The following is a 14507-nucleotide window of genomic DNA, read 5'->3' on the forward strand; positions in this document are numbered from 1 at the left end:
CGATACCGGGCGCATCGTGACCGGCACCGGCATTGCCGGATCGACGGTCGAGGTGCGGGCGGCTGACAACATGCTGCTGGGTAGCGCCACCGTAAATGCCCAGGGCAATTACAGCGTCACGCTGGCGCCCCCGCAACTGGATAGCGAACCGCTGGTCGTGACCCAGGCGGATGCCGCCGGCAATGTGTCCGATCCGACCAACCTGACCGCGCCCGACCTGACCGCGCCCGCACCGCCGACCGCCGACATTGCCGGTGACGGCGCATCGATGAGCGGAACGGGGGAAATCGGCGCTACAGTCACCATCACCGATCCGACCGGGATTGTGATCGGTAGCGCCACTGTCGATGGTGACGGTAACTGGGACACGGCGCTGATTCCGCCGCAAATTCATGGCGAACCGCTGATCGTGGTGCAGAGCGATGGCGCGGGCAATGAATCCGCCGAAGTGCCGGTGACCGCGCCCAATCTCAACGGGCCGGATGCGCCCGATCCGGTGACCGCAACGATCGATGGCGCCGGTGAGACGGTTTCGGGCACCGGTGAAATCGGTGCGACCGTGACCGTAACCGGCCCCGGCAATGTGGTGCTGGGCAGCGCGACCGTCGACGGCGACGGCAATTACAGCATCACCCTGGACACGGCACAGGCCAATGGCGAAAAGCTGGTCGTGGTGCAGACCGATGCGGACAATAACAGCTCCGTTCCGGTCATCCTCACCGCGCCCGACATCACTGCACCCGCCGCGCCGACCGCGCAGATCGATCCGACCGGCGCTGTCGTGACCGGATCGGGCGAAAAGGGCGCGACCGTCGCAGTGCGCGATGCCGACGGTACGCTGATCGGAACGGCGACGGTCGATGGCCAGGGCCATTATGCGGTGACGCTGACGCCGCCGCAGACCGATGGATCGCAACTGAGCGTCACGCAGAGCGATGCGGCCGGCAATGTGTCTGATCCGACGCCAGTCGCGACATTTGATCTGGAGGCGCCCGACGCGCCGACCGGCACCGTCGAACCGGACGGCAGTGCAGTCACCGGCACCGGTGAAGCGGGGGCGACCATAACCGTCACCGATCCCGCCGGTGCGGTACTGGGTACCGCCACGGTCGATGGTGACGGCAATTACAACGTTCCGCTGGACCCGCCGCTCACCAATGGCGAGCCGCTGACGCTGGTGCAGACCGACGCGGCCGGCAATGCGTCCGGAGAGGTCGATATCGCCGCGCCCGACATCACGGCGCCCGATGCGCCGACCGGTACGGTGACCTCCGATGGCACCGCCGTTACGGGCACCGGCGAGGTCGGTGCGACGGTCAGCATCATGGCCGCCGATGGGACGGTGCTGGGCACGGCGACGGTGGGGGCCAATGGCGCTTATATCGCCATCCTCTCCACGCCGCAGTTGAACGGCCAGACGTTGGGCGTCGTCCAGACCGACGCCGCTGGCAATGCTTCGGTGGAAGTCGATGCGCTCGCGCCCGATGTCACCGCGCCTGCCGTGCCGACCGGCACGATCGCACCCGATGGGACTGAAGTGAATGGCACCGGCGAAGCGGGGGCGACGATCACCGTCACCAACGCGGCCGGCACGGTGCTGGGCACGACGACGGTGCTGGGCGACGGCAGCTACAGCGTCACGCTCGACCCGGTTCAGGCCAATGGCCAGGCGCTGACGCTGGGCCAGACGGACGGCGCAGGCAATGCGTCCCCGACCGTGCCAATCACCGCGCCCGACATCACGGCACCCGATGCCCCAACCGGCACGGTGACGTCAGATGGCACGACCGTCACGGGCACGGGTGAGGCGGACGCGACGATCAGCATCATGGCGGCCGACGGCACGGTGCTGGGCACCGCAACGGTGGGTGCCAATGGCAGTTATGTCGTGACGCTCTCCACGCCGCAGGTGAATGGCGAGACGCTGGGCCTGACTCAGACCGATGCTGCGGGCAATGCCTCCGCTGAGGTCGATGTGGTCGCGCCCGATATCACGGCACCTGCCGCACCGACCGGGACGATCACGCCCGATGGCGCACAGGTGACTGGCACCGGCGAAGCGGGGGCGACGATCACCGTCACCAACGCGGCCGGCACGGTGCTGGGCACCACCACGGTGCTGGGTGACGGCAGCTATGGCGTCACGCTCGACACGCCGCAGACCAATGGCCAGGCGCTGACGCTGGTGCAAACCGATGGGGCGGGCCTGGTGTCGCCGCAAGTGCCGATCACCGCGCCGGACATCACGGCCCCCGGTGCGCCGACCGGCACGGTTTCGACCGATGGCACGGTGGTGACCGGAACCGGAGAGGCGGGCGCAACGATCAGCATAACCGCCGCCGATGGCACGGTGCTGGGCACGGCGACGGTGGGCGCCAATGGCAGCTATGTCGCAACGCTTACGCCGCCGCAGGTCAATGGCGAGACGGTGGGCCTCAGCCAGACCGACGTCGCCGGCAATGCGTCGAGCGAGGTTGACCTGACCGCACCCGACATCACGGCACCGATTGCGCCGACCGGCACGATCAGCGGCGATGGCGCGGTGGTCAGCGGCAGCGGTGAGGCCGGCGCAACGATCAGCGTAACCAATGCGGCCGGGACGGTGCTGGGCACCACCACCGTGTTGGGCGACGGCAGCTATAGTGTCACGCTCGACACGCCGCAGACCAATGGCGAGAAGTTGACCCTGGTGCAGACCGACGGGGCCGGGCTTGCGTCCCCGCAGGTGCCGATAACGGCGCCCGATACGACAGCGCCCAATGCGCCGACCGGCACGGTAACATCCGACGGCACGACCGTGACGGGCACTGGTGAGGCTGGTGCGACGATCAGCATCACCAATCCGGCCGGTGCCGTCATCGGGACCGCGACGGTGGGCGTCAATGGCAGCTATAGCGCGATATTGTCCACGCCGCAGGTGAATGGCGAGACGCTGGGCGTGACCCAGGCGGACGGCGCCGGCAATATATCGGTGCGCGTGCCGACGGTCGCGCCTGACATCACCGCACCGGCGGCGCCTACCGGGTCGGTCACGTCCGACGGTACGGTCGTGAACGGTACGGGCGAAGCTGGCGCGACGATCACCATCACCAGTCCGGCCGGCGCCGTCATCGGTACGGCGACGGTGGCAGGCAATGGCAGCTATAGTGCCACGCTGACGACCCCGCAGACCAATGGACAGACATTGGGCATCACCCAGGCGGATGCGGCGGGCAATGTGTCGCCGCGCGTGCCGACCCTGGCGCCAGACAGCACGCCACCGGCGGCGCCGACCGGGTCGGTTACGGCCGATGGTACGGTCGTGAACGGTAGCGGTGAGGCCGGTGCGACGATCAGCATCACCAATCCGGCAGGGGCCGTCATCGGCACGGCGATCGTGGCAGGCAATGGCAGCTATAGCGTCACGTTGACGACCCCGCAGACCAATGGCCAGACATTGGGTATCACCCAGGCGGATGCGGCCGGCAATGTGTCGCCACGCGCGACGGCATTGGCGCCCGATAGCACGCCACCAGCGGCGCCTACCGGCACGATCAGCGGCAATGGCGCCGTGGTCAGCGGCACCGGTGAGGCTGGTGCGACGATCCGTATCACCAACGCAGCTGGCACGTTGCTCGGCACGGCGGTGGTGGCGATCAACGGCAGCTACAGCGCCACGCTGACCACGCCGCAGACCAATGGCGAGAGGTTGACGCTGGTACAGAGCGACCCGGCAGGCAATATATCGCCTACCGTGCCGATCACCGCGCCGGATACGACGGCGCCTGTGGCACCGACCGCCGCCGTTTCTGCCAATGGTGGATCGGTGACGGGTACCGGTGAAGCCGGCGCGACGATCACCGTTCGGGCGGCCGATGGCACGATCCTGGGCACCGCGACCGTAGCGGCCAATGGCAGCTACACAGCAGCGCTCACGCCCGCGCAACTGAATGGCGAGCGACTGAGCGTGAGCCAGGCGGACGGGGCGGGCAATGGATCGCCCGATATCGCTGTCACCGCACCCGACCATACGCCACCCGCCGCACCGACAGCCGCTGTGTCGTCGACCGGTACGGTGGTGACGGGAACGGGTGAAGCGGGCGCGACCGTCACCGTCACCAATGCGGCAGGCGTCGTGATCGGCACGGCGCTGGTCGCGGCCAATGGCAGCTATTCGGTGACGTTGACCCAGGCGCAAGCCAATGGCGAGACGATCGGTGTCATCCAGACCGATACCGCCGGGAATCCGTCCACCTCCACCAGCGCGATCGCGCCGGATATCACCGCGCCGAACGCGCCGGCTAATCTGGCCGTCGATACCGCCGGCACCACGCTGACCGGTATTGGTGAAGCGGGGGCGACGGTTCGGGTCCGTGACGGAACCGGCACTGTGATCGGCACCGGGCAGGTGGGATCGGACGGTCGTTTCACGGTCACCCTGTCCAGCCCGCAGGTGGGCGGCCAGAATCTGACCGTCACCCAGACCGATGGCGCTGGCAACCAGTCCCTTCCCGGCACCGTCGGCGCGCCGTTCGACATCGCCGCCTTCGACAACAGCACGATCGCCCTGGTCGACCTGTTGCCGGTATCGACGGCGGTGAACCATGGCACGGCCAATTATCTGGCACTGGTGTCGCTCGGCGTGCTCAACATCAACGCGCAGGTCTTGGCGACGCCCAGCGTGGGCTTCACCGTGGCGGACGGGCATAGCCTCAACGCGGTCTTCACCTATGACGCAACGCTCAGCATCGGCGTGCTTTCCGGTTATTCGGTCGCGGTGCAGCGCTGGAACGGATCGGCCTGGGTCGCGGTGGGCGGCGGCACTGGCGCATCGCTGCTGCAATTGGGGTTGCTGAACGGCAATCTGGTCAGCACCGAAACGTTGGGACCGGGTCAATATCGTGCCTTCGTCACCTTCGACGGGACGTTGGGCGTTGGGCTGCTGGGATCGCTCAATGTCGCGGGGACCGATTCGGACTTCACCGACATCGGCGGCATCGTGCCCCAGCAGATCCAGGGCAATGTCATCACCGATCCCAGTCCCGACGGTCATATCGACATCATCAGTCCGCAAACGGTGATCGATAGCGTCACGGTCAACGGGGTGACGACGGCGGTCACGGCCAACGGCACCGTGGTGAACGGCGCCTTCGGCCGGCTGGTCATCAATCTGGACGGCAGCTATACCTACACCCCGTCGCCGACCGCCGCGTCGATCGGCAAGACGGACGTGTTCCAATATACGCTGATCGACCGCAGCGACGGGGAGACGGAAACGGCCAACCTGTCGATCAGGATCGGCAGCGACGACATCACCGCCGCCCCTGTGGCCAATCATGATATGGCGACCGCAGCGGTACAGTATCAGAATGTCGTGGAGACGGTGGGGCCAGCGGTCGAGTTTTCGTTCAGCACGCCGATTCTGAGCACCAGGTCCGGCAACGATAGTTTCACCGTAGCCGCCAACAGCCAGTCTGACATCACTATCACCGTCATCAGGGGTGGTACGATCGCGCTGTTGCCGAGCTACACGATCACGGTAAAGAATGCGGCGGGCGTGACTGTGGGCACCTACACCGGGACCACCGTCGCCGGGCTGCCACTGGGATCGGGCATCACGCACACGTTCGAGGATCTGCCAGCCGGCAACTATACCTATACCGTGTCCAGCACCAACCTGCTGGGGACGGCCTATGGCTCGACCGTCTATATCAGCGAATCCATCACCCATCTGGACCAGTTCAGCGTGTCGAGCGTGACCGGTACGCAGGGCGAGCTGCTCGCCAACGATGTGACCGGAACGGCTTTCCCGGTGGTAAAGGTCGGGACGGGCAGTGGCTTTGTGGAAGTCGGTGAAACGGCGGTGACCATTCAGGGCACCTATGGCACGCTGACGGTCAACGAGACGGGTCATTATAGTTACACGCCCGGGACGACGATCCCGCATTCGACGGTCAATCTGGTCGATAGCTTTACCTACCAGATCGTCCAGCCCAATGGCGTGACGGCTACCGCCACGCTGGACGTGACGATCAATGTCGGTTCCGGCGCGACGTCGGCGGTGATGTCGATCGAGGAGGCGAGCCTGCGCATGGATGAAGCGTCGTTGGTCAGCGACGACACGCACCAGATGGCCAGCCTGACGTCCGACACGACGTCGGACCAGTCGGTCGATCCAGTTCCCGAAGCAAGGATATCCTCGACCTTCGAAGAGGCGCCTGCGCCCGGCGCGGACGATGCAGCCGTGTCGGGTACGGATCTGGTCGCGGCGGCCTCCGCCGCAGATCCGGTCGATGCACCAATTCCAGATGAGCCTGCGATGGCGGCGACGGACCCGGCGGATACGCCCGTCTCCGACGAGGTGCTGGGCGAACTGGCCTATCAGATGTTCGAAGGTCAGGGCGTATTGGAGGATGTGCTGACAGCCTATCTCGAACGTCAGCCGCTACCCGAGCGGGTGGAACTGACCGAGGCGAGCGCAGTGTCCAGCCCGGAAAGCGTCGATCTGACCCCGGTGGACGTGCCGCAAGATCCGTTGGGATATCTCTCCTCTCCTGATGATATCGAAAAGCACAATGTAAATAACGGTCATGTGTTCTAGGATATGTCGAAAGCATAGAAAGAAATATCATCCATTACGAAAACGATATGATATTAAAGTTGCTACGTTAGTATGTCCGTAACCAATGGCATTCATTCTGGTCATAACTGGATAAGGATATGACCGGCGTGGGAACATGGTTCCAATACGGCAGAGCCTATCTATCGCTCGCCGGCGGCTTATTGATTTCGGCCGCATATGCACAGACCGGACCGGCGGTGAACCCCGCCGATCCGGTGACGCTGGAGGAAGCCGCGCGGGAGGCGATCGCCTGGCACCCGCTGCTGACCCAGGCAGCGGGCGAACTCAACGCCCGCACGACGGAGGTGGACGTCGCCCGTGCCGGCTATTCGCCGCAGATCAGCGCCGGTCTTGCCACCGGCTATGACAGCCGCCTGACCGCCGACTGGCGCCCCCGGCCGCAAATCAACGCCTCCCAGATGCTCTATGATTTCGGCAAGGTGTCGAGCGCCGTGGACGCGGCGCGGGCGGGTACGCGGGTCGGCGAGGCGGAAATGCTGCTGGCGGTGGACGGGCTGATCCGCGACACGGGCTATGCGATGATCGAAATGCAGCGCGGCGAAGCACTGCACCGGATCGGTCTGGAGCAGCTGGAACGGGTTCGGGCCATCAGTGACCTGGTCGATAGCCGCGTAAGCAAAGGCGCGGCGACCCGATCCGATGGTTTGCAGGCGCAGGCCCGCGTGGAAGCCGCGATCGCCACCCTGTCGCAGATCGAGGCATCGCGGCGGCGCTGGTCCAGCAACCTGGCCTATCTGCTGGGGCGGACCGCGCCGCCGACACAGGTCGATGAGGAAGTCCCCGTCTGGCTGATGGCGGCCTGCCGGCAGCCGCCGCCCGACTGGGCCGATGTGCCCGCCGTCATGGTGGCGGAGGCGCAGAAGGATCAGGCGGCGGCGGACCTCAAGCGCCGCAAGGCGGAACAATTGCCCACCGTCTCCATCGCCGGCACCAGCACGATCGATGTGTCCGATCCGCTGTCCAGCCGCCGAAGCGCCTATTCGCTGGGCCTGAACGTAACCAGCAACGTGATGGGCGGCGGCATTACCAAGGCGCGGGTGCGCGGCGCGGCCTTTGCGCTGGAGGCGGCCGATGCGGCGACCGAGCGGGCGCGCAACGAAACCGCCCAGCGCCTGGCCGAGGCGCAACAGCAGATCGACAGTCTGGGCGCGCTGCTCAAGACGCTGGCGTCGCGGGAAGGCAATATGGACGAAACCGGAAAGTTGTATCGCATGCAATATCTGGAAATGGGTACGCGCACGCTGGTCGACCTGCTCAATGCCGAGCAGGAGTTTCAGCAGGTTCGGTTCGAAGCGGCCAATACCGCGCACGACCTGCGGCGGTTGCAGATGGATTGTCTGTATAATTCGGGCCGGACCCGCGCGGCCTTTCACCTCACCGGCACGGTGGTGCGCGGGGTGACGCTATGAACATGATGCCGCCGATCAAGCCGGCCGGAAGTGCCGGCGCGACCACTGGTCCGGCTCCGGGCGCCGTGTCGATCGATGCCTGGCTGGACCTGTTGCAGCAGGTGGCGCGCCATTATGGCCTGCCCAACAGCGAACAGGGCGCCAAGCTGGCGGGCCTGTGGGCCGGCATGGAGGGCGAGCAGGCCAAGGTGCGCGGCATGGCCCGTGCGCTGGGCTTGTCGATCCGTTTCCGCACGCCCGACGCACGCGACAAGCTGTCCGGCTGGCGCCTGCCGATGATCGTGCGGATGAGCGACGGCGCGCTGGCGCTGGTCACGGCGATCGCCGAGGATGGGGAGGCGACCCTGTCGCTGGCGGGCGAAGGCGGGTTGCGCGCGCATATGGCGATCGCGGACGTGGCGCGGGGCGCGACCTTGTTGGTGATTGCCCGGCCGGTACGTGCGGCACCCGATGCCCGCGTAGATCCGTATATCCACCAGCAGGACGAAAACTGGCTGCGGCGGATCATTCATCAGGATAGCCGGTCCTATGTCCATGTGATGGTGGCGTCTTGCATCGCCAATATATTGGGCCTGTCCGGCGTCATCTTCTCGATGCAGGTCTATGACCGGGTGGTCCCGGCGGAATCCTACCCGACGCTCTACATATTGGTGCTGGGCGTGGCGCTGGCGATCGGTTTCGATTTCCTGCTGCGCCGGCTGCGGATGAACATCGTCGATGTGCTGGGCAAGCGCGCCGACCTGCGCATGTCGGACAAGGTGTTCGGCCATGCGCTGCGCGTGCGCAACCGGGCGCGACCGACCTCCACCGGCACCTTCATCGCCCAGCTGCGCGACCTCGACCAGGTGCGCGAACTGCTGACCTCCACCACCGTGGCGGCGATGGCGGACCTGCCCTTTTTCCTGATATTCCTCGTGATCCTCTGGTTCATCGGCGGGCCGCTCGTGCTGGTGCCGCTGGCCGCGCTGGTGCTGCTCCTGGTGCCGGGCCTGCTCGCCCAGCGCAAACTGCGTGCTTATGCGACCGCATCGATGCGCGAAGCCTCGCTGCGCAACGCCATGCTGGTAGAAGCGGTGCAGGGCATCGAAGATATCAAGGCGTTGCAGGCGGAGGAGCGCTTCCAGCAACTGTGGAACCGCTACAATGCCGAGGCCGGAGAGCAGCAGTTGAAGCTGCGTGGCCTGACCAACAGCCTGACCGTCTGGACGCAGAATGTGCAGAATGGCGTCTATGCCGGGATCGTGTGCGTCGGCGCGCCGATGGTGATCGCGGGGGACATCACGACCGGCGCGCTCGTCGCCTCTTCCATCCTGGGGTCGCGGATGATGGCGCCGATGTCGCAGGTGACGTCGCTGCTCAGTCGTTTCCAGCAATCGCGTGTAGCGATCGGCAGCCTCAATCAGATCATGGGGTTGCCGGTCGACCGGCCCGATGCGGAACATCGTATTTCAGTGAACACGATTGCCGGCGCAATGACGATCCATGGCGGCGTGTTCAGCTATGCCGATCCCAACAGCCCGCCGGCGCTCACCATCCCGGAACTGGAGATCAGGGCTGGGGAGAAGGTCGCGCTGCTGGGCCGCAACGGCGCGGGCAAATCCACGCTGTTGCAGGCGCTGTCGGGCATGATGCAGCCGGTGTCGGGCGAAGTGCTGATCGACAATCTGGCGCTGCACCATATCGACCCCAACGACCTGCGCCGTGACGTCAGCTTCCTGTCGCAGAACAGCAGGCTGTTCCACGGCACCATCCGCGAAAATCTGACGCTGGGCGCGCCGGATGTATCCAATGAGGAGATTCTCTCCATGCTGGCGATGACCGGGGCGATCCAGTTCGTCCGACGCCTGCGCAGCGGCCTGGAACATATCATATTGGAAGGCGGCAATGGCCTGTCGGGCGGGCAGATCCAGTCACTGCTGCTGGCGCGACTGCTGCTGCGTCACCCGACCGTCGCGCTGCTGGACGAGCCGACCGCCGCGATGGACGAAGTGTCGGAACGCCATTTCATCGACGGTCTCAAGACATGGGCGCAGGGACGCACGCTGGTGATCGCAACCCACCGGATGCGGGTGCTGGAGCTGGTCGACCGGGTGATCGTGATCGACAATGGTGGCATTTTGCTGGACCAGCCCAAGGATGCGGCGATCCGCACCATGCAGGCCAACCGGGCGAGGGTGGCATGAGCGGCGTCGCGATCATCGATGACGAATGGCAGTTCGACGATGAAGGGCGCGGCCGCATCACCGGGGCCAAGCGGCTGTTGTGGTTGGTCACGGCGCTCTTCGTCGTCGCCTTCACCTGGGCCTGGTTCGCCAAGCTGGACGAGGTCGCCAGTGGCAGCGGGCGGGTAGTGCCGACCAGCCGGGAACAGATCATCCAGTCGCTGGAGGGCGGCATATTGGCCAAGTTGATGGTCAAGCAGGACGATATCGTGAAGCCAGGCCAGATATTGGCGCAGCTCGACCCGACCCAGGCGGGATCGACGGTCGATGAAAGCGCGGCCAAATATCGCGCCGCACTGGCGAGCGCCGCGCGCTTGCGGGCAGAGGTCGGCGGCACGCCCATCGCCTTTTCGCGGGAACTGGATCCCTACCCGGAGCTGAAGGCGGCGGAAACGCGCCTCTATCGCGACCGTCGGGAAAGCCTGATGAGTTCCGACCGGCTGATCGACGAGTCCCTTGCGCTCATCAGCAAGGAGGTGAAGATCGGCGAATCCCTGATCGCCGTCGGCGCCGCCAGCAATGTCGAGGTGTTGCGGCTGAAGCGGCAGCAGGCCGAACTGGCCCTCAAGAAATCTGATCTGCGCTCGCAATATCTGGTCGAGGCGCAGCAGGATCTGGCCAAGGTCAGCGAAGAGGTGGAGGCGCTGGCGCCGGTGGTGCGCGGCCGGTCCGATACGTTGAAGCGCCTGACGTTGCGGTCCCCGGTGCGCGGCGTGGTGAAGAGCATCGACGTGTCCACCATCGGCGGCGTGGTGTCGCCCAATGGCGAGATCATGCAGATCGTGCCGCTGGACGACCAGTTGCTGATCGAGGCACGCATTTCGCCGCGCGACATCGCGTTCATCCACCCCAACCAGCGGGCGACGGTCAAGATCACCGCCTATGATTATGCCATCTACGGCGGGCTGGAAGGGACGGTATCGAGCATATCGCCGGACACGATCAAGGATGAGGTGAACCCGGAAATCTATTATTATCGCGTCTTCGTGCGGACGAAGTCGGTCGCCGTGGTCAACAAGGCGGGCAAGCGCTTCCCGATCGTGCCGGGCATGATCGCGACGGTCGATATCCACACCGGCAGCAAGACTGTGATGCAATATCTGCTCAAGCCCCTGAACCGTGCCCGTGAAGGTCTGCGCGAACGATGAGCGTGTCGCTGGAGGACAGGCTGGCCGCGATCGACGACCGGGTGCGGCAGGTGGCGCCGCTGGCGATCGACGGCACGCCGGCTGTGATACTGTTCCTGTCCTTCACCGACGGCACGGCGCGGGCGCGGACCATGACCGTCAGCGGGCCGGATGCCGCACTCTGCTGGAAAAAGGCGCTGCCGCTGCTGCGGGCGGCGGCGGATCGGCTGGACTGGCTGCGCGTCGATTGGGTCCGTGCGGTCGAACGGACCGACTGGCAGAGCCTGCGCCAACGGCTGGATGCGACGAAGCGCAATTATTTCCGGCTGGGCATCGGGCTGGACGCGAGATTGGAACAGGCCTTTCTGGAGACGGAAATCAACGCCAATGCCATGCTCTATGGCGGCAACCGGCATCCCACGGCCATCGTCAATGAAGGCAATTTCCTGCGCTATGCCCGGTTGCGCCACGGCATCAGGGCGATCGATTTCAGCGATAATGCGCCCATCTGGCTGTTCTCGACCGCCGGCCTGTTCATGGGCAAGGACGGCGTCCTTCACACGATCCGCGAACAAGGTCGCAATGCCGGGCGGCGGACGGTGGAGCGGCTGGATCCTGACCTGCTTCTGCGCCTGATCGACGACGGCAGCGCCTATCTCGCGTCGCAGGTGCAGGCGGACGGCCGTTTCCATTATGGCTGGCATCCCTGTTTCGACCGGCCGATCGCCGCCTATAACAGCCTGCGCCACGCCAGCAGCACCTATGCCATGCTGGAAAGCTGGGAGGTGACGCGGTGCCCGGACCTGCTGGCCGCGATCGAGCGGGCGCTGGCTTATCTGGAGCAGGAGCTGATCCGCCCGGCGACCTTGCCCGACGGCACGCCGGCGGCCTTTTTGATCGACCCCGGCAACGAGATCAAGTTGGGCGGCAACGCCGTCTGCCTGCTCGCCTTGGTCAAATATAGCGAATTGATGGCGACCGACCGCTATCGCCCGCTGCTCGACTGGCTGGCCGTCGGCATGCTGCATATGCAGGATGCCGACAGTGGGCGCTTCGTCCATGTGCTGGACTATCCGACGCTGGGGGTGAAGCAGGACTTTCGCATCATCTATTATGACGGAGAGGCGGCGTTCGGCCTGATGCGGCTTTACGGGCTCACCGGCGATCCGCGCTGGATCGAGGCGGTGGCGCGCGCCTTCACCCATTTCATCGCGGCGGGCCACGCGGCCGCGCACGACCATTGGCTGAGCTATTGCGTCAATGAACTGACCCGCTACCGCACCGACGAGGCCTGGTTCCGCTTCGGCCTCGACAATGTCCGCGACCATCTGGATTTCGTGGAAAATCGCATCACCACCTTCCCGACGCTGCTGGAGCTGATGATGGCGGCGCAGCATATGATCGCGCGCCTTTCCGCCGATCCGGACCACCGCCACCTGCTCGATACGATCGACCTCGGCAAATTCCATCGGGCGCTGCATGCCCGTGCCCATTATCTGCTAAACGGTCATTTCTGGCCAGAACTGGCCATGTTCTTTGCCAATCCCCGTCGGATCGTCGGCAGCTTCTTCATCCGCCATCATGCCTTTCGCGTGCGGATTGACGATGTCGAACATTATCTGTCGGGCCTCGTCGCCTATCGTCGGCACCTGCTGGGAACGCAGGCAGAGCAGGCGGCGCTGCCGGTCGAACGTGGCTGGACCGCGCGCAGCGTCTGCCAGGCGACGGGCGGGCGCTGGTTCGTGCCGCCGCCGGCCGATTGGCGGGCGGAAGGCCTGTGTATCTTTCCGCCCAGCCTGCGCGACGGCGAGATGGTGGTGATGCGCGGCGCGGCGGGGGAGCGGGGCATCGCCCCGCGCCTGATCGACCGGCTCCGGCCACAAGCCTCGGCGATCATCACCAGCGCACCCGAACGTTTCGCAACCACCGGCCTGCCGGTTCTGGCGGTGCATGATAATGACGAGGCAATCCTCGCGCTCGGACGTCATGCCCGCGCGGCGATGGCCGGCAAGCTGATCGGCGTGACCGGCAGTGCGGGCAAGACCACCATGGTCGCGATGCTGGCGCAGGCGCTCCGTCCCTGGGGGGATGTCGGAGAAACGCGGCTCAATGCCAACCTGCCCCACGGTATCGCCTGGAATCTGGCCTCCATCCCATGGGACACGCCCCATATCGTGATGGAATTGGCGATCGGCCGAATGAAGCAGAATGCGTTGCTGACCCGGCCCGATATCGCGGTCTTTACCAACATCGCGCCGGCACATCTGGAATTCCACCATGACCTCGCCACCGTCGCGCGGCGGAAAAGCGCGATTTTTGCGGGGATGGCGCCGGGTGGCGTCGCGATTCTCAACGCGGACATGGCGGAGCTGGCTCAGGTGCGTGCGCTGGCGCTGGCGCAGGAATTGCGCGTCGTCAGCTATGGCGAAGCGGCAGAAGCCGATTTCCGGCTGGTCGGGCGCCGGGGCGATCAGGTGCGGGTGGAAACGCCCATGGGCATGATCGACTATCGGTTGGGGGCACCGGGGCACCATATGGCGCTCAATAGCCTCGCGGTGCTGGCGACCTTGTTCGCTCTGTCGCTGGATATGGCGCGCGGGCTGGGAGCACTGGCCGATTTCCGCCCGCTCGCCGGGCGCGGCGAGGAAGTGGCCCTGACCATCGACGGGCGGCGGATAGCGCTGATCGACGAAGCCTATAATGCCAATCCTGCCTCCATGGCGGCGGCGCTGGAGCTGCTGGGCGGCCGGATCGGCGGACGGCGCATCGCGATATTGGGCGAAATGCTGGAACTGGGGCCGGATGCGACGGCCTATCACGCCGCGCTGGCGCCGTTGATCCAGCGACTGGGCATCGACTGCGTCCATGCCGCAGGTGCCCTATATACGCCGCTCTGGGCGGACCTGTCGCCGGAACGGCGCGGCCTCCACGCGGCGCATATCGGTCAATTATACGCCTGCCTGCGGGACACGATGCGGGATGGCGACATCATCCTTGTAAAAGGATCGTACGGTAGTGGACTTCACGAATTGGTCGCTCGGCTAAAAGCGGAAGCGGGGGGTGAAAATATGTCCGAAGTGGAGATGGTTTCGGTCGCATGATCGCAAGAAAATTACGGCGTTTATAA

Annotated in this window: 5 protein-coding genes; all 5 read left to right on the top strand. The window is 65.4% G+C overall.

The genetic code is table 11. From position 1 onward, the window contains the following. The first annotated feature begins 16 nt into the window (after positions 1–16). The 5 genes from AC07UX_RS19440 (at position 17) to AC07UX_RS19460 (ending at position 14481) form a co-directional block, all read left to right on the top strand. Entirely contained in the window at positions 17–6580 is a 6564-nt protein-coding gene (locus AC07UX_RS19440) for a BapA/Bap/LapF family large adhesin (RefSeq protein ID WP_495193628.1), read from the top strand. A 218-nt stretch (positions 6581–6798) separates the two neighbouring features. After that, positions 6799–8031 (top strand): TolC family protein, encoded by a 1233-nt coding sequence (locus tag AC07UX_RS19445; protein ID WP_495193629.1) that lies wholly within the window; start codon positions 6799–6801, stop codon positions 8029–8031. Further along, positions 8028–10214, top strand: coding sequence for a type I secretion system permease/ATPase (locus AC07UX_RS19450; protein WP_495193630.1), 2187 nt, complete (start codon positions 8028–8030; stop codon positions 10212–10214). Before AC07UX_RS19445 ends, AC07UX_RS19450 begins: the two co-directional genes overlap by 4 nt. Next, on the top strand, positions 10211–11401 hold the full coding sequence (locus tag AC07UX_RS19455) for a beta-barrel domain-containing protein (RefSeq protein WP_495193631.1): 1191 nt from the start codon (positions 10211–10213) through the stop codon (positions 11399–11401). The genes AC07UX_RS19450 and AC07UX_RS19455 overlap by 4 nt, the downstream gene beginning before the upstream one ends. Continuing rightward, the gene (locus AC07UX_RS19460) at positions 11398–14481 is read left to right on the top strand and encodes a UDP-N-acetylmuramoyl-tripeptide--D-alanyl-D-alanine ligase (protein WP_495193632.1); all 3084 of its coding nucleotides are present in this window, start codon (positions 11398–11400) and stop codon (positions 14479–14481) included. The genes AC07UX_RS19455 and AC07UX_RS19460 overlap by 4 nt, the downstream gene beginning before the upstream one ends. Positions 14482–14507 lie beyond the last annotated feature (26 nt).

Source organism: Sphingobium sp. GW821-FHT02B05 (genome assembly GCF_059421905.1).